The 17,021-nt window shown below is 53.6% G+C and carries 19 protein-coding genes; 16 read left to right on the forward strand and 3 right to left on the reverse strand.

Features of this window, described 5'->3' with window-relative positions; genetic code table 11:
* Positions 1-114: 114 nt before the first annotated feature.
* Genes C5523_RS02155 through mdcH form a run of 3 tightly spaced genes read left to right on the forward strand, consistent with a single transcriptional unit; the run spans position 115 to position 2,595 of the window.
* Complete coding sequence (locus C5523_RS02155; protein ID WP_041851423.1) at positions 115-1,074, forward strand: AEC family transporter; 960 nt, start codon at positions 115-117, stop codon at positions 1,072-1,074.
* A gap of 3 nt (positions 1,075-1,077) precedes the next feature.
* Positions 1,078-1,692, forward strand: coding sequence for a malonate decarboxylase holo-ACP synthase (locus C5523_RS02160; protein WP_108700539.1), 615 nt, complete (start codon positions 1,078-1,080; stop codon positions 1,690-1,692).
* Complete coding sequence (gene mdcH, locus C5523_RS02165; RefSeq protein ID WP_079497025.1) at positions 1,693-2,595, forward strand: malonate decarboxylase subunit epsilon; 903 nt, start codon at positions 1,693-1,695, stop codon at positions 2,593-2,595.
* A gap of 12 nt (positions 2,596-2,607) precedes the next feature.
* Here mdcH and C5523_RS02170 read toward each other — a convergent pair whose 3' ends face one another.
* The gene (locus C5523_RS02170) at positions 2,608-3,540 is read right to left on the reverse strand and encodes a LysR family transcriptional regulator (protein ID WP_108700540.1); all 933 of its coding nucleotides are present in this window, start codon (positions 3,538-3,540) and stop codon (positions 2,608-2,610) included.
* Between the two features lie 18 nt (positions 3,541-3,558).
* On the reverse strand, positions 3,559-5,463 hold the full coding sequence (locus tag C5523_RS02175) for an ABC transporter ATP-binding protein (protein ID WP_041851427.1): 1,905 nt from the start codon (positions 5,461-5,463) through the stop codon (positions 3,559-3,561).
* A 170-nt stretch (positions 5,464-5,633) separates the two neighbouring features.
* On the opposite strand from C5523_RS02175, the gene kefG reads away from it, so the two are divergent.
* The 4 genes from kefG to slyD all read left to right on the forward strand — a co-directional run bounded on the left by kefG (position 5,634) and on the right by slyD (position 8,892).
* A complete protein-coding gene (kefG, locus tag C5523_RS02180) occupies positions 5,634-6,188 on the forward strand; it encodes a glutathione-regulated potassium-efflux system ancillary protein KefG (RefSeq protein ID WP_072039772.1) in 555 nt (184 codons plus the stop codon).
* Positions 6,188-7,993 carry a glutathione-regulated potassium-efflux system protein KefB gene (gene kefB, locus C5523_RS02185; RefSeq protein WP_108700541.1) on the forward strand — a complete coding sequence of 602 codons (1,806 nt, stop codon included), beginning with the start codon at positions 6,188-6,190 and terminating at the stop codon, positions 7,991-7,993. The genes kefG and kefB overlap by 1 nt, the downstream gene beginning before the upstream one ends.
* Before the next feature lie 10 nt (positions 7,994-8,003).
* Positions 8,004-8,204, forward strand: coding sequence for a YheV family putative zinc ribbon protein (locus C5523_RS02190; RefSeq protein ID WP_041851430.1), 201 nt, complete (start codon positions 8,004-8,006; stop codon positions 8,202-8,204).
* Positions 8,205-8,298: 94 nt separating this feature from the next.
* Positions 8,299-8,892 (forward strand): peptidylprolyl isomerase, encoded by a 594-nt coding sequence (gene slyD, locus C5523_RS02195; protein WP_041851431.1) that lies wholly within the window; start codon positions 8,299-8,301, stop codon positions 8,890-8,892.
* A 159-nt stretch (positions 8,893-9,051) separates the two neighbouring features.
* Here the strand turns inward: slyD and C5523_RS02200 are convergent, their stop codons facing one another.
* Complete coding sequence (locus tag C5523_RS02200; RefSeq protein ID WP_041851432.1) at positions 9,052-9,270, reverse strand: protein SlyX; 219 nt, start codon at positions 9,268-9,270, stop codon at positions 9,052-9,054.
* Between the two features lie 234 nt (positions 9,271-9,504).
* Between C5523_RS02200 and fkpA the strand changes: the two genes are divergently transcribed.
* The 9 genes from fkpA to tuf all read left to right on the forward strand — a co-directional run bounded on the left by fkpA (position 9,505) and on the right by tuf (position 16,930).
* Positions 9,505-10,362, forward strand: coding sequence for an FKBP-type peptidyl-prolyl cis-trans isomerase (gene fkpA / locus C5523_RS02205; protein ID WP_108700542.1), 858 nt, complete (start codon positions 9,505-9,507; stop codon positions 10,360-10,362).
* Between the two features lie 282 nt (positions 10,363-10,644).
* The gene (locus tag C5523_RS02210) at positions 10,645-11,367 is read left to right on the forward strand and encodes a transcriptional regulator (RefSeq protein ID WP_041851434.1); all 723 of its coding nucleotides are present in this window, start codon (positions 10,645-10,647) and stop codon (positions 11,365-11,367) included.
* The gene (gene tusD / locus C5523_RS02215) at positions 11,367-11,753 is read left to right on the forward strand and encodes a sulfurtransferase complex subunit TusD (protein ID WP_041851435.1); all 387 of its coding nucleotides are present in this window, start codon (positions 11,367-11,369) and stop codon (positions 11,751-11,753) included. The genes C5523_RS02210 and tusD overlap by 1 nt, the downstream gene beginning before the upstream one ends.
* Positions 11,753-12,112 carry a sulfurtransferase complex subunit TusC gene (gene tusC, locus C5523_RS02220; protein ID WP_071194924.1) on the forward strand — a complete coding sequence of 120 codons (360 nt, stop codon included), beginning with the start codon at positions 11,753-11,755 and terminating at the stop codon, positions 12,110-12,112. Before tusD ends, tusC begins: the two co-directional genes overlap by 1 nt.
* A 7-nt stretch (positions 12,113-12,119) precedes the next feature.
* A complete protein-coding gene (gene tusB, locus C5523_RS02225; RefSeq protein WP_041851437.1) occupies positions 12,120-12,407 on the forward strand; it encodes a sulfurtransferase complex subunit TusB in 288 nt (95 codons plus the stop codon).
* A gap of 124 nt (positions 12,408-12,531) precedes the next feature.
* Positions 12,532-12,906, forward strand: coding sequence for a 30S ribosomal protein S12 (rpsL, locus tag C5523_RS02230; RefSeq protein WP_000246815.1), 375 nt, complete (start codon positions 12,532-12,534; stop codon positions 12,904-12,906).
* A gap of 95 nt (positions 12,907-13,001) precedes the next feature.
* A complete protein-coding gene (gene rpsG / locus C5523_RS02235; protein ID WP_035894363.1) occupies positions 13,002-13,472 on the forward strand; it encodes a 30S ribosomal protein S7 in 471 nt (156 codons plus the stop codon).
* 88 nt (positions 13,473-13,560) lie between these two features.
* On the forward strand, positions 13,561-15,675 hold the full coding sequence (gene fusA / locus C5523_RS02240) for an elongation factor G (protein WP_041851438.1): 2,115 nt from the start codon (positions 13,561-13,563) through the stop codon (positions 15,673-15,675).
* A gap of 70 nt (positions 15,676-15,745) precedes the next feature.
* Positions 15,746-16,930 carry an elongation factor Tu gene (gene tuf / locus C5523_RS02245; RefSeq protein ID WP_047372876.1) on the forward strand — a complete coding sequence of 395 codons (1,185 nt, stop codon included), beginning with the start codon at positions 15,746-15,748 and terminating at the stop codon, positions 16,928-16,930.
* Positions 16,931-17,021 lie beyond the last annotated feature (91 nt).

Here is a 17,021-nt window from a genome sequence, read left to right on the forward strand (position 1 = left end):
CCAGATGCATTAACTCCGTGGGCACAGCCACTGTGCCCACGCGGGAACGTGCATCCTGAAAATAATAATCATCGCACCAGTGCTAAACGTTTCTTTATTTATTACAGGTGATTTATGACTTATGTAATTGTTCATGCCCTCGCACCGATTTTTATCATCATGTTGCTGGGCTTCTGGGCGGGCAAGGCCAAAATGGTGGATAACAAGAATGTTTCCCTACTCAATATTTTCGTCATGGATTTTGCACTCCCCGCAGCCCTGTTCAGTGCCACGGTACAAACTCCGTGGACAGGTATCGTTGCCCAGTCTCCACTGATTCTGGTCCTGACGCTGGCGATGTGGGTTACTTACGCGGTTATCTACTTCCTGGCGACCCGTGTCTTTAAAAAATCGCCGCAGGATGCCGCCGTGCTGACCCTGACCGTCGCGCTGCCGAACTATGCGGCGCTGGGGCTGCCTATTCTGGGTAGCGTGCTGGGCGAAGGTTCTTCTACGTCGCTTTCTGTCGCGGTGTCGATTGCCTGTGGCTCAGTATTGATGACCCCGTTCTGCCTGCTGATTCTGGAGCGTGAAAAGGCCCGTGCGCAGGGAGGTAACTCCGGTTCCACGCTGGCAATGCTGCCGGTTTTGATGTGGCGCTCGCTGAAAAAACCGATCGTGATGGGGCCGCTGTTGGGTGTGATCCTCTCTGCGATTGGTATCAAAATGCCGGAACTCCTGCTGGCGGCGATTAAACCGCTGGGCCTGTCTGCAACCGCAGCGGCGTTATTCCTGACCGGGGTGATCCTCTCTGCCCGTAAACTGCAGATCAACACGATGGTCATCACATCGACCATTGCCAAGCTGCTGATTCAGCCCTTTATCGCCTGGGGCATCGTGCTGATTTTTGGCCTGCACGGTTCGGTGGCGATCACCGCAATCCTGATGATTGCGCTGTCTGCCGGTTTCTTCGGTGTGGTATTCGGTAACCGATTTGGCGTGCAATCGCCGGATGCAGAAGCCGTGCTGCTGTTAAGCTCAGTACTGTGTATTCTGTCGTTGCCGCTGTTTATCTCGCTGACCTCAGGAATCTAAACCATGAAAACATTACGACCGCACGATCTTGTCTGGCTGGCCGAGCGTAGCGCCCTGGAAGGCGTTACCGAAGCCTGGGTTGAAGAGATATGGCACCCCGGTTTGCCGGTGGTGGTGCGGCGTGATGTGAATCCTAATGGACGCGTACCTGTCGGGATACGCGGCCTCAAACGTGAGCAACGCGCAGCGGCCTGGGTTGCCCCGGAGCACGTTGTCCGCGTTGTCTCTCCGGAAGAACTCGTTGATACGCAGACGCTGGTCCGTTCGCCGTTTATCACTCAGCCGCCCGTGCAGGTTGCGTTCCAGTTGGCTCAGCAGCGCTGGCCGTGGGTCTGGGGAATTACGGGCAGTAGCGGTTATAGCCTGGCAACCGGGATCCCGGTTTTGCATGCGGCCAGCGACCTTGACCTGATGATCCGTGCGCCGCAACCGCTGGCACACGAGGCGTTGCTTCGCTGGCAGCAGCAGATTTCAGGCGCCTTATGCCGTGTTGATACGCAGGTCAATGTTCCGCAGGGCGGCTTTGCGCTGAGTGAGTGGCTGCGTGATGGCCGGGTGCTTCTGAAAACGAATCGTGGGCCGCAGTTGGTCAGCGATCCCTGGTTTGAGGGAAATTAAATGAAAATTCTGTTCACCTTTCCCGGGCAGGGGACGCAGCATCCGGGGATGTTGCGCGCACTTCCGGGAACGGAACTGGCGCAGGCACGTGAGGTGCTGGGCGCAGAAATCGATACGCTGGATACTGCAGAAGCCTTACAGCATACGCGCGCCGTTCAGCTTTGTTTGTTGATAGCCGGGGTTGCCTGGGCGCGTGAACTTATGCGCCGGGACGTTTCGCCCGATATTGTCAGCGGCCTTTCGATTGGCGCCTATCCGGCCGCGGTCATCGCCGGAGCACTGGACTACGCAGACGCTCTGCGGCTTGTGGCATTACGCGGTGATTTAATGGAACAAGCCTGGCCCCACGGTTATGGTCTGACGGCGATCATGGGCCTGACGCTACCGCAGGTGGAAGCACTGGTGGAAGGGAGCGGGGCGTATATTGCCAATCTGAATGCCGAGACCCAGATTGTGATTGCCGGTAGCGACGCGGCGATGGCGAGTGCGGGGCAGAAAGCGCTCGCCAAAGGCGCAAATAAAGTCCGACGTCTTGATGTCAGCGTACCGTCACACTGTGCGCTGCTGGCTGAACCGGCCCAAAAACTGGCGGAGGCATTTCGCAAGGTGACACTTGCTCGCCCGAGCTGTGCTTACCTTAGCGGTAGCACCGGGCGCGTATTGTGGCAGGCTGATAAAATTGCCGACGATCTGGCGATGAACATGGCGCGCACCGTGCGCTGGCAGGAGGCGATGATTGCGGCAAACGAACGTGAAGCCCGGCTGGCGATTGAGATGCCGCCCGGCGGCATACTGACCTGCTTAACCCGTCAGGCCGCATGGACGGGAGAGACGATTTCATTAGATCGCAGCGGCGTGTCGGTCGCAGAACACCTCGCAAAACGGCTCAGATCGCAGGAATAAGCCGTGTTCGGTTCAGGCGTTGGCCTGCCGGTTTCTGGCGTACATACGGCCTTCCGCCGCCAGCGCCAGTAAGTTCGGGTCATGCTCGCGGTTGCGGGCAAAGACAATGGCTATTTGCTGCTGCATCTGGTAGGGCTGTGCGAGTTTGAGTAGCTGCACGGAATTCTCATACACCTTCTTCATTCGCCCCGGCATCAATGTGAAGCCCACGCCCGCCTGCACCAGGCTCAGCATAGAAAAGATATCATTCACCCGCGTCACAATCTCTGGCTCAAACCCGGCGATATGGAAGGCTTCCTGAAACCCGGCGTAGGTGGCAAACCCTTCGGCGAGAGCGACGAATTTTTGCTGGCGATAGTCGCGTAAATCGGCTGGAGCGGAGGTATTCAGTTTCGCGGCCGCCGGTGCAGCCAGAAAGATTTCATCGTGGAAGAGCGGCAGCATTTCGAGGTTGGCTGAATCCAGTTCCGATTCAGAAATCGAGATCAGTATCGCGTCCAGCGATCCTTCCTCCAGTTTATGCAACAGGGTCTCGTTCGACCCCATCGTCAAATCCATCTCAAGTTCCGGGCGGCGCAGCTTCATCCCCATGATCAACTGGGGGACGGTTTCCAGCGTGAGTGAATAGAGGGTGCCGACGCGCAAACGATTCTGGCCGATACCCGCCATCTTGCGGGCTTCTGCCAGACCGCGCTCCATGATTTGCGTGGCCTCCTGGCAATACTCCAGTAATGTCCAGGCCGCCGGGAGGGGCAATAAGTTACGCCCCTTGTGGACAAACAGCGGGCAGCGTACGTTCTCCTCCAGCGTATGCAGCGCGCGATGCACGCTCACACCGCTAAGGTTCAGCGCCTCGGCGGCTCGGGCGATATTGCCTTTCTCCATGAAGGCCATAAAAATGGCCAGCTTGCGAAAGGTGAGATCACTGGTGATGTCGGGGTTCATCTCAGCCTGCCTGCGTGATTAATCGGTTTGCAGCATGGCCTCGAGCTGCTCGTGCGCCTCCAGCCACGCCATTTCGCACTCTTCAAGACCCGCTTTTGCCTTCGCCTGTTGCTGCAGACACTCGGTAAGTTCTGCTTTACGGCTTTGGTCATACAGGCCGCTGTCTCCGAGCTTCTCTTCCGCCTGCGCTAGCTGGGCATTGAGTTTTTCCATCTCTTTTTCGAGGCGGGTGATCTCTTTGCGCAGTGGTTGCGTTTGGGTTCGCAATTCGGCTTCACGGCGTTTCTGGTCTTTGCGGGCCTGCGCACTGTTGGCATTGTCTTTCGGTGCGTCGGTCGGCTGGCTTTCCTGTTTCTGAATGTCGCTCAGCCACTGCTGATAATCCTCCAGATCGCCATCGAACGGTTCGACTTTCCCGTCGTGCACCAGGTATAAATCGTCCGTAGTGGAGCGCAGCAGATGACGGTCATGCGACACCACCACCAACGCGCCTTCAAATTCGATTAACGCTTCGGTCAGCGCCTGACGCATGTCGAGATCAAGGTGGTTGGTGGGTTCATCGAGCAGCAGCAGGTTCGGGCGCTGCCAGACGATCAGCGCCAGTACCAGGCGTGCTTTTTCGCCCCCGGAGAAGCGGCGAGTCTCTTCGCTGACTTTGTCACCCTGGAAACCAAAACCGCCGAGATAATCACGCAGCTTTTGCTCCAGCTCCTGCGGGGCCATACGCGCCAGATGCTGTAACGGCGATTCGTCGGCACGCAAGAACTCCAACTGATGCTGGGCGAAATAGCCAAGCTTGATGCCCTTCGCCAGACCAATGTCGCCGCTAAACGGCGTCAGTTCACCGGCCAGCAGTTTAATAAGCGTCGATTTACCCGCACCGTTGCGGCCCAGCAACCCGATACGCGACCCTGGCACCAGGTTGAGCTTAATAGAGTCGAGGATGACGCGGTCGCCATAGCCAGCGCTGATTTTTTCCATTTTCAGCAGCGGATTGGGCAGGCTTTCTGGCGCACGGAAGCTAAAGTGGAACGGGTTATCCACGTGGGCCGGGGCGATAAGCTCCATACGCTCAAGCATTTTGATGCGGCTTTGCGCCTGCTTCGCTTTGCTGGCTTTGGCCTTGAAGCGATCGATGAAACTTTGCAGATGCGCCACGCGCTCCTGCTGGCTTTCGTACATTGCCTGCTGCTGCGCCAGACGGGTTGCGCGCTGACGCTCGAAGGAGCTGTAGTTGCCGGTGTATTCGAACATGGTTTGCTGTTCGATATGAATAATTTTATCGACCACCGGATCGAGAAAGTCACGATCGTGGGAGATAAGAATCAGAGTGCCCTGATAGCTCTTTAGCCACTTTTCCAGCCAGATTACCGCATCGAGATCGAGGTGGTTGGTCGGTTCATCGAGCAGCAGCAGGTCGGAGCGGCAAATCAGCGCCTGCGCGAGGTTAAGACGCATACGCCAGCCGCCTGAGAAATCGCTGACCGGACGTTCGAGCTGCTCGTTAGAAAAACCCAGACCGTGTAGCAAACTGGAGGCGCGCGAACGGATAGTCCAGGCGTCGATAGCGTCGAGCTTGCCGTGGACGGTGGCGATGGCGTGTCCGTCATTGCGTTCGTTGGCGGCGTTCAGCTCTGCTTCGAGACGACGGTATTCGCGATCGCCATCAATCACATAGTCGAGTGCAGGCATCGGCAGGGCAGGGGTTTCCTGATTTACCCACGCCAGTTGCCAGTTATTGGGAAAGGTAAAACTACCGCCATCAGCGCTGAGCTCGTTTTTCAAAAGCGCCAGCAACGTAGATTTGCCGCAGCCGTTTTTGCCCACCAGGCCGACTTTCTGACCCGGGTTGATGGTAGCTGTGGCGTTATCCAGCAGGACACGCACGCCGCGACGAATTTGTAACGAGGAGAAAACAATCATAAGGCGCCGTATGTTCAGACTATGTTAATTTGTCATTATGATAATGTAAGTAGTGAGCGGTTTCGCCTCACCAGGCCCGCAATGGTAGCCCAAAACAAAGAATTTAGACAAAATCATTCTGACCGCTGAATGCGGTAATAAAAATGACAGGTTTTACGCCCGGGAGGGGGATGATGTCCCAGACAGCGAAAGTACTGCTGCTGTATGCCCATCCGGAATCACAGGACTCGGTGGCAAATCGAGTTTTGCTCAAGCCGGCAAAGCAACTGCACAATGTCACCGTGCATGACCTCTATGCACACTATCCAGACTTTTTTATTGATATTCCCCGGGAGCAGGCGCTGTTGCGCGAGCATGAGGTTATTGTTTTCCAACATCCGCTTTATACCTACAGTTGCCCGGCGTTGCTGAAAGAGTGGTTTGATCGCGTGCTTACGCGCGAATTCGCCAGCGGCCCGGGAGGGAGTCAGCTTGCGGGAAAGTACTGGCGTAGTGTCATCACCACCGGTGAGCCGGAGGCGGCCTATCGCCATGACGGGCTCAACCGTTATCCCATAAGCGATATTCTGCGCCCTTTTGAGTTAACGGCGGCCATGTGCCGCATGCACTGGATGAATCCCATCATTATTTACTGGGCGCGCAGGCAGCCGCCAGAGGCGCTGGCAAACCATGCGAAAGCCTACGGCGACTGGCTGGCCTCGCCAATCATGACGGGAGGCCTGTAATGGAAGGTTCGGATTTATTGCTGGCTGGCGTTCTGTTTCTTTTCGCTGCGGTGGTGGCGGTTCCGCTTGCTGCCAGGTTAGGAATTGGCGCAGTGCTCGGTTACTTGCTGGCGGGGATTGCCATTGGCCCCTGGGGGCTCGGTTTCATCAGCGATGTCGATGAGATCCTGCACTTTTCGGAACTTGGTGTCGTCTTCCTGATGTTCATCATTGGACTGGAGTTAAATCCGTCAAAACTTTGGGCGCTGCGTCGCTCTATCTTTGGCGTAGGCGCCGCGCAGGTGCTGATGAGCGCGGCCGTGCTGGCCGGATTACTGATGCTGACACAATTCTCCTGGCAGGCGGCGGTGATTGGCGGGATTGGTCTGGCGATGTCCTCTACCGCGATGGCGCTCCAGTTGATGCGTGAAAAAGGGATGAACCGTAGCGAATCCGGCCAGCTTGGCTTTTCGGTGCTCCTGTTTCAGGACTTAGCGGTGATCCCGGCGCTGGCGCTGGTACCGCTGTTGGCGGGTAACGGTGATGACCATCCTGACTGGGTAAAAATAGGCATCAAGGTGCTGGTGTTTGCGGGTGTGCTGGTTGGCGGGCGCTATCTGTTGCGCCCGGTGTTTCGCTTTATTGCCGCATCCGGCGTACGGGAAGTTTTTACAGCCGCTACATTGTTACTGGTCCTCGGATCGGCGCTGTTTATGGATGCGCTGGGGCTATCGATGGCGTTGGGCACCTTCATTGCGGGTGTGCTGCTGGCGGAAAGTGAATACCGTCATGAGCTGGAAATAGCCATCGATCCGTTTAAAGGACTGCTGTTAGGGTTGTTCTTTATTTCCGTCGGCATGGCGCTCAACCTTGGCGTGCTCTATACCCATCTGCTTTGGGTACTGGCGAGTGTTGCCGTGCTGGTGGCGGTGAAGACGGGAGTGCTCTATTCCCTGGCGCGTATCTATGGTCTGCGCAGTTCCGAGCGAATGCAGTTTGCCGGGGTGTTGAGCCAGGGGGGAGAATTTGCTTTTGTGCTTTTTTCCTCGGCATCCTCGCAACGCCTGTTCCACAATGATCAAATGGCGTTGCTACTGGTGACGGTCACCTTATCCATGATGACCACGCCAGCGCTGATGAAGCTCATCGATAAATTGCTGTCCCGGCGCTTTAACCAGCCAGAAGATGAAGACGAAATGCCGTGGGTGGACGATGATAAACCGCAGGTGATTGTGGTGGGATTCGGGCGTTTCGGTCAGGTGATTGGTCGTCTGCTGATGGCCAATAAAATGCGCATAACGGTACTGGAGCGGGATATCAGCGCCGTTAACCTGATGCGTAAATATGGCTATAAAGTGTATTACGGTGACGCCACGCAGCTTGAATTGTTGCGTTCTGCGGGGGCAGAAGAGGCCCAGTCCATCGTCATCACCTGTAACGATCCGGAAGATACGATGAAGCTGGTGGAACTGTGTCAGCAACATTTCCCGCAGCTTAAGATCATGGCGCGTGCGCGGGGCCGTGTGGAAGCACATGAGCTCTTGCAGGTGGGCGTGACACAATTTTCCCGTGAGACGTTTTCCAGTGCGCTTGAATTAGGCCGTAAGACGCTTATCTCGGTGGGGATGCACCCGCATCAGGCCCACCGTGCGCAGTTGCACTTTAAGCGTCTCGATATGCGTATGCTGCGTGAGCTGATGCCAGTGCATACCGACACAATGCAAATTTCCCGTGTGCGGGAAGCGAGACGAGAGCTGGAAGAGATTTTTCAGCGTGAAATGCAGCAAGAGCTTCGCCAACTGGATGGCTGGGACGAGTTTGAATAAGGGGGAACCCATGGCAGTACGTAAACGTTTTATTGCCGGGGCCGTATGCCCGTCCTGCCAGGCGCAGGATTCGATGGCAATGTGGCGCGAGAATAATGTCGATATAGTTGAATGCGTTAAGTGCGGTCACCAGATGCGTGAGGCGGATAAAGAAGCCCGTGAACATGTCCGCAAAGATGAGCAAGTTATCGGGATCTTTCATCCGGACTAGCGATATACCCAGAGTTTTTTTAAGCTAAAGGGTACACAGGGGCGGATTTCCGTTACAATCTGCGCCAGCAATTTTCCCACGCTCAGGAGATATCATGAAAGTAGCAAAAGACCTGGTGGTCAGCCTGGCCTATCAGGTACGTACAGAAGACGGTGTATTGGTTGATGAGTCTCCGGTGAGTGCGCCGCTGGACTACCTGCATGGTCATGGTTCCCTGATCTCTGGCCTGGAAACAGCGCTGGAAGGTCACGACGTCGGCGACAAATTTGATGTTGCTGTAGGCGCGAATGACGCTTACGGTCAATACGACGAAAATCTGGTTCAGCGCGTTCCTAAAGATGTCTTCATGGGCGTTGACGAGCTGCAGGTTGGCATGCGTTTCCTGGCTGAAACAGACCAGGGCCCGGTACCGGTAGAAATTACCGAAGTGGAAGACGATCACGTGGTGGTTGACGGTAACCACATGCTGGCTGGCCAGAACCTGAAATTCAACGTTGAAGTTGTTGCTATTCGCGAAGCAACCGAAGAAGAACTGGCTCATGGTCACGTTCACGGTGCTCACGGTCATGATCACGATCACGACCATGGTCACGACGGTTGCTGCGGCGGCCACGGCCACGATCATGACCACGGTCATGAGCATGGCAAAGGTGGTTGCGGCGGTAATGGCGGTTGCGGCTGCCACTAATACCCGTCGTCTTTCCAGCCACAGCGGCATGGGCTACGCTTGCGAACCCCGGTCACAGAGTGATCTATGCTCCGGGGAGTCCAGTAGCTTTATGTGTTGCGGTGACTCGGTAAATGTTCGGGCACAAAAAAAGCGGGAGATTCCCGCTTTTTTTACGTCTCAATAATGGGGCGGAGGTGTCTCTTCGGACTGTGAAGCGATGTGTGAGGGCTGGCTGGCTTTGAGTTTTTCTGCCATTAAGCGCATATGTTCGCGCAGCTTCGTCATTTCCAGTTCATGGGCAATGACCGTCTGGTTGAGCTCTTCAATGGTCATCTCCTGGAAGGCCAGTTTGCTTTCCAGTTCTGCCAGCCGCGCTTCCATTGTTAAATCGTTCATGGTGTACCTCGTATCAATGTTCTGCACGGTTATCGCCAGGATGACGGATTTTACTGAACTTTCACCCCGTCTGCAGCATCCGACTGGCGACGCGAAACTAATTTAAACAAAAATAGTCTGAAAACAGGCGATTTCAGGGGGAGACCTTATGTTGATTTCGCCCACAACGTTTTATAGTACGTTTCTCATTTACGTTTAACCCTGGGGTGAGATGCCCCGGCCCTGGAGATATGGATGAAATCACTGTTTAAAGTCACGCTGCTGGCGACCACGATGGCCGTTGCACTGAATGCGCCGCTGACCTTCGCTGCTGAAACCGCAACGAAAGATGCAACTGCAGCAGCAGCTGACAGCAAAGCGGCATTTAAAAATGACGACCAGAAATCCGCGTATGCGCTGGGTGCGTCACTGGGCCGCTACATGGAAAACTCCCTGAAAGAGCAAGAAAAACTGGGCATCAAACTGGACAAAGATCAGCTGATCGCAGGTGTTCAGGATGCGTTTGCTGATAAGAGCAAACTGACCGACCAGGAGATCGAACAGACTCTGCAGGCGTTTGAAACCCGCGTGAAGACAGCCGCGCAGGAAAAAATGGAAAAAGACGCTCTGGAAAACGAAACCAAGGGCAAAGCTTTCCGTGATGCGTTCGCTAAAGAGAAAGGCGTTAAAACCTCTTCTACTGGCCTGCTCTATCAGGTAGAGAAAGAAGGTACGGGTGATGCGCCGAAAGACAGCGATACCGTAGTTGTTAACTACAAAGGGACGCTGATTGACGGTAAAGAGTTCGACAACTCTTATACCCGTGGCGAGCCGCTCTCTTTCCGTCTTGATGGTGTTATCCCTGGCTGGACCGAAGGGCTGAAAAACATCAAGAAAGGCGGCAAAATCAAACTCGTGATTCCGCCAGAACTGGCTTACGGTAAAAACGGCGTTCCGGGTATTCCGGCTAACTCTACGCTGGTCTTTAACGTAGAACTGCTGGATATCAAACCAGCACCGAAAGCAGACGCATCTGCCGCGCCAGATGCAGCAGCTGCGCCTGATGCGCCAGCCGCTACGGGCGATAAGCCCTCTGACGCAAGCAAAAAATAATGATGTAAACGCCGCCGCCTTTTGAGCGGCGGTTTTTTTATTGCAGCACAGAGATACACATCATTCATATTGCTTCGGGGCGGGAATACCAGTATTTCCCACGCATACTCAAATCTGTGACCAGACAGCGCTGATGCCGCCAACAAAGAAGCAGTTTGAAGCATAAAATGTATATAATTCTGGAAAGCGTCACCCACGCTGTATTAATTTAATCCTCTGTGTAAATGTCGAGCCTGCCCTGAAAACATAACGACAGGCTCCTGAAAAGGAGTGCTTTTTTTCATGTCCAGGTCGCTTTTAACCAACGAAACCAGTGAACTTGATTTACTGGATCAACGTCCTTTCGATCAAACAGACTTCGATATTCTTAAGTCATACGAAGCCGTTGTGGACGGGTTAGCGATGCTCATTGGTTCTCACTGCGAAATTGTTTTGCACTCCCTGCAGGATCTGAAATGTTCCGCCATTCGTATCGCTAACGGCGAGCACACCGGGCGTAAAATCGGTTCGCCGATTACTGACCTTGCATTGCGTATGCTGCATGATATGACCGGTGCGGACAGTAGCGTGTCCAAGTGCTACTTCACGCGCGCGAAAAGCGGCGTTTTAATGAAATCGGTGACTATTGCTATTCGTAATCGCGATCATCGGGTCATTGGTCTGTTGTGCATCAACATGAACCTTGACGTGCCGTTCTCGCAAATCATGAACACCTTTATCCCGCCAGAAACACCGGATGCAGGTTCGTCTGTCAACTTTGCCTCTTCGGTAGAGGATCTGGTAACTCAGACCCTTGAGTTCACGATTGAAGAAGTGAATGCCGATCGTAACGTTTCCAATAACGCCAAGAATCGCCAAATCGTTCTGAACCTCTACGAAAAAGGTATCTTCGATATCAAAGATGCCATCAACCAGGTGGCGGATCGTTTGAATATCTCCAAGCACACCGTTTATCTGTATATCCGTCAATTCAAAAGCGGCGACTTCTCCGGGCAGGATCGGTAATGCGTTTTGCCTTAATGGTCACCGGCCCGGCTTATGGTTCCCAGCAGGCGAGCAGTGCCTGGCAGTTTGCCTGCGCGCTGCTCGCCAGTGGGCATGAGCTGGATTGTGTCTTTTTCTACCAGGATGGGGTCAGCAATGCGAACGTGTTGACCTCTCCCGCCTCGGACGAGTTTGATCTCGTTCGCGCATGGCAACGTCTGCATGAGCAGCATCAGGTTGCATTGCATATCTGCGTTGCGGCGGCGCTGCGTCGGGGCGTTGTTGATGAAAACGAGGCCAGTCAACAGGGCTTGCCTTGCGCTAATCTCCAGCCGGGGTTCACGCTATCGGGCCTGGGGGCGCTGGCCGAAGCGGCATTAACGTGCGATCGTGTGGTGCAATTTTAATGAAACGTATCGCTTTTATCTTTAGCTCTGCGCCGCATGGATCTGCTGCCGGACGTGAAGGCCTTGATGCATTAATGGCCGCGTCCGCTTTTACCGATGATATCGGCGTGTTTTTTATCGGTGACGGTGTCTTCCAGTTGCTGGTGAATCAGCAGCCGAACGCTATCCTGGCACGAGATTACATCGCGACCTTTAAAGTTCTTCCTCTTTATGACATCGAAACCTGTTGGGTTTGCCAGGCATCGCTTCGCGAGCGTGGCCTGAGTGATGCGACGCAATTTGTGTTACCAGCGCAACTGCTGGAGCCGGATGCGCTTCGCGATCAATTAGATGGGTACGATGTTGTCATGACGTTTTGAGGCATTTATGTTGCACACTTTGACTCACTCTCCCTGGCAATGTGATATGGCAACGTTACTGCGAACCGTGCGCAGTGGGGACGATCTTTTATTGCTTTCCGATGGTGTGATTGCGGCTCTGGAAGGCGGGCAGTACCTTGAGTTGCTGCTAAATGCCCCCATAACGGTGCATGCGCTGAATGAAGACATTGATGCGCGGGGTCTGTCTGGTCAAATTTCGAGCAGTGTCGTCAGGGTTGGCTATAATGATTTCGTTAGCCTGGCGGTAAAACACGAGACTCAGATGCGTTGGTGACACGGGATCGTTGTATATTTCTTGACACCTTTTCAGCACAGCCATAAAATTCTGCGTCCTCATATTATATGAGGTCGATTTATTACGTGTTTACGAAGCAAAAGCTAAAACCAGGAGCTATTTAATGGCAACAGTTAACCAGCTGGTACGCAAACCACGTGCACGCAAAGTTGCGAAAAGCAACGTGCCTGCGCTGGAAGCATGCCCGCAAAAACGTGGCGTATGTACTCGTGTATATACTACCACTCCTAAAAAACCGAACTCCGCACTGCGTAAAGTATGTCGTGTTCGTCTGACTAACGGTTTTGAAGTGACTTCCTACATCGGTGGTGAAGGTCACAACCTGCAGGAGCACTCCGTGATCCTGATCCGTGGCGGTCGTGTAAAAGACCTCCCGGGTGTTCGTTACCACACCGTTCGTGGTGCGCTTGACTGCTCCGGTGTTAAAGACCGTAAGCAAGCACGCTCCAAGTATGGCGTGAAACGTCCTAAGGCTTAATGGTTCTCCGTTAAGTAAGGCCAAACGTTTTAAATTAATGTCAAACTAAACTCTTTGAGTTTTGGACAATCCTGAATTAACAACGGAGTATTTCCATGCCACGTCGTCGCGTCATTGGTCAGCGTAAAATTCTGCCGGATCCGAAGTTCGGATCAGAACTGCTGGCTAAATTTGTAAATATCCTGATGGTAGATGGTAAAAAATCTACTGCCGAATCTATCGTATACAGCGCGCTTGAGACCCTGGCTCAGCGTTCTGGTAAAAACGAACTGGAAGCATTCGAAGTCGCTCTCGAAAACGTGCGCCCGACTGTAGAAGTTAAGTCTCGCCGCGTTGGTGGTTCTACTTATCAGGTTCCAGTTGAAGTCCGTCCGGTTCGTCGCAATGCTCTGGCAATGCGTTGGATCGTTGAAGCTGCTCGTAAACGCGGTGATAAATCCATGGCTCTGCGCCTGGCGAACGAACTTTCTGATGCTGCAGACAACAAAGGTACTGCAGTTAAGAAACGTGAAGACGTTCACCGTATGGCAGAAGCCAACAAGGCGTTCGCACACTACCGTTGGTAATCCCTTCGGTTTAGTCACCAGGCGGGCGCTTCGGTGCCCGCTCTGGCTCACTTAATCTGAACGTCTAAAGCAATAAACGAGGAATCAAATGGCTCGTACAACACCCATCGCACGCTACCGTAACATCGGTATCAGTGCGCACATCGACGCCGGTAAAACCACGACTACCGAACGTATTCTGTTCTACACCGGTGTAAACCACAAAATCGGTGAAGTTCACGACGGCGCCGCTACCATGGACTGGATGGAGCAGGAGCAGGAACGTGGTATCACCATCACTTCCGCTGCAACTACTGCATTCTGGTCTGGTATGGCCAAACAGTATGAACCGCATCGCGTAAACATCATCGACACCCCGGGGCACGTTGACTTCACCATCGAAGTAGAACGTTCCATGCGTGTTCTTGATGGCGCGGTAATGGTTTACTGCGCAGTTGGTGGTGTTCAGCCGCAGTCTGAAACCGTATGGCGTCAGGCAAACAAATATAAAGTTCCGCGTATCGCGTTCGTTAACAAAATGGACCGTATGGGCGCGAACTTCCTGAAAGTTGTTGGTCAGATCAAAACCCGTCTGGGCGCGAACCCTGTTCCGCTGCAGCTGGCGATTGGTGCTGAAGAAGGTTTCACCGGTGTTGTTGACCTGGTGAAAATGAAAGCCATCAACTGGAATGATGCAGACCAGGGCGTTACCTTCGTTTACGAAGATATCCCGGCTGACATGCAGGACCTGGCTGACGAATGGCACCAGAACCTGATCGAGTCCGCAGCTGAAGCGTCTGAAGAGCTGATGGAAAAATACCTGGGCGGCGAAGAGCTGACCGAGGAAGAGATCAAGAAAGCGCTGCGTCAGCGTGTTCTGAACAACGAAATCATCCTGGTAACCTGTGGTTCTGCATTTAAGAACAAAGGTGTTCAGGCGATGCTGGATGCGGTAATTGATTACCTGCCTGCACCGACTGACGTACCGGCAATCAACGGTATTCTGGACGACGGTAAAGATACCCCGGCTGAACGTCACGCAAGTGATGACGAGCCGTTCTCTGCGCTGGCATTCAAAATCGCTACCGACCCGTTCGTAGGTAACCTGACGTTCTTCCGCGTGTACTCTGGCGTGGTTAACTCTGGTGATACCGTACTGAACTCCGTGAAAGCGGCTCGTGAACGTTTTGGTCGTATCGTGCAGATGCACGCGAACAAACGTGAAGAGATCAAAGAAGTTCGCGCGGGCGATATCGCTGCAGCTATCGGTCTGAAAGACGTGACCACCGGTGACACCCTGTGTAACCCGGATCACCCGATCATTCTGGAGCGTATGGAATTCCCGGAACCGGTAATCTCCATCGCAGTAGAACCGAAAACCAAAGCTGACCAGGAAAAAATGGGTCTGGCTCTGGGCCGTCTGGCTAAAGAAGACCCGTCTTTCCGTGTATGGACTGACGAAGAATCTAACCAGACCATCATCGCTGGTATGGGTGAACTGCACCTCGATATCATCGTTGACCGTATGAAACGTGAATTCAACGTTGAAGCTAACGTAGGTAAACCTCAGGTTGCTTACCGTGAAGCGATTCGTCAGAAAGTTACCGATGTTGAAGGTAAACACGCGAAACAGTCTGGTGGTCGTGGTCAGTATGGTCATGTTGTTATCGACATGTACCCGCTGGAGCCGGGCTCAAATCCGAAAGGTTACGAGTTCATCAACGACATTAAAGGTGGTGTAATTCCTGGCGAATACATCCCGGCCGTTGATAAAGGCATCCAGGAGCAGCTGAAATCTGGTCCGCTGGCTGGTTACCCGGTAGTTGACATGGGCGTGCGTCTGCACTTCGGTTCTTACCATGACGTTGACTCCTCTGAACTGGCGTTTAAACTGGCTGCGTCTATTGCCTTTAAAGAAGGCTTTAAGAAAGCAAAACCAGTTCTGCTTGAGCCGATCATGAAGGTTGAAGTAGAGACTCCGGAAGAGAACACTGGTGACGTTATTGGTGACTTGAGCCGTCGTCGCGGTATGCTGCGCGGTCAGGAATCCGAAGTGACTGGCGTTAAGATCCACGCTGAAGTACCGCTGTCTGAAATGTTCGGATACGCAACTCAGCTGCGTTCTCTGACCAAAGGTCGCGCATCGTACACTATGGAATTCCTGAAGTATGATGATGCCCCGAACAACGTTGCTCAGGCCGTAATCGAAGCCCGTGGTAAATAAGCCGCAGGGTTAAAACCAAAGTCCCGTGCTCTCTCCATAAGGGGGGAGCACTATAGTAAGGAATATAGCCGTGTCTAAAGAAAAATTTGAACGTACAAAACCGCACGTTAACGTCGGCACCATCGGCCACGTTGACCACGGTAAAACTACTCTGACTGCTGCAATCACTACCGTTCTGTCCAAAACTTACGGTGGCCAGGCTCGTGCATTCGACCAGATCGATAACGCGCCGGAAGAAAAAGCACGTGGTATCACCATCAACACCTCTCACGTTGAGTACGATACTGCGATCCGTCACTACGCACACGTAGACTGCCCGGGCCACGCCGACTATGTTAAAAACATGATCACCGGTGCTGCGCAGATGGACGGCGCGATCCTGGTTGTTGCTGCGACTGACGGCCCGATGCCGCAGACTCGTGAGCACATCCTGCTGGGTCGTCAGGTAGGCGTTCCGTACATCATCGTGTTCCTGAACAAATGCGACATGGTTGATGACGAAGAGCTGCTGGAACTGGTTGAAATGGAAGTTCGTGAACTTCTGTCTCAGTACGATTTCCCGGGCGACGACACTCCGATCGTTCGTGGTTCTGCTCTGAAAGCGCTGGAAGGCGAAGCTGAGTGGGAAGCGAAAATCATCGAACTGGCTGGCCACCTGGATACCTATATCCCGGAACCAGAGCGTGCGATTGACAAGCCGTTCCTGCTGCCGATCGAAGACGTATTCTCCATCTCCGGTCGTGGTACCGTTGTTACCGGTCGTGTAGAGCGCGGTATCATCAAAGTTGGTGAAGAAGTTGAAATCGTTGGTATCAAAGATACTGCGAAATCTACCTGTACAGGCGTTGAAATGTTCCGCAAACTGCTGGACGAAGGCCGTGCTGGTGAGAACGTTGGTGTTCTGCTGCGTGGTATCAAACGTGAAGAAATCGAACGTGGTCAGGTACTGGCTAAGCCGGGCACCATCAAGCCGCACACCAAGTTCGAATCCGAAGTGTACATTCTGTCCAAAGACGAAGGCGGCCGTCATACTCCGTTCTTCAAAGGCTACCGTCCGCAGTTCTACTTCCGTACAACTGACGTGACTGGCACCATCGAACTGCCGGAAGGCGTAGAGATGGTAATGCCGGGCGACAACATCAAAATGGTTGTTACCCTGATCCACCCGATCGCGATGGACGACGGTCTGCGTTTCGCAATCCGTGAAGGCGGCCGTACTGTAGGCGCGGGCGTTGTAGCAAAAGTTCTGGGCTAATTACTCGTTAATTAGTTTTGAATTGAAAAGGGCGCTAAGGCGCCCTTTTTGCTGCCTGCCTTCTTGCTGTCTGCCATCATATTTGTTCGCA

The organism is Phytobacter sp. SCO41 (genome assembly GCF_003073275.1).
Classification (GTDB): Bacteria; Pseudomonadota; Gammaproteobacteria; order Enterobacterales; family Enterobacteriaceae; genus Phytobacter; species Phytobacter diazotrophicus.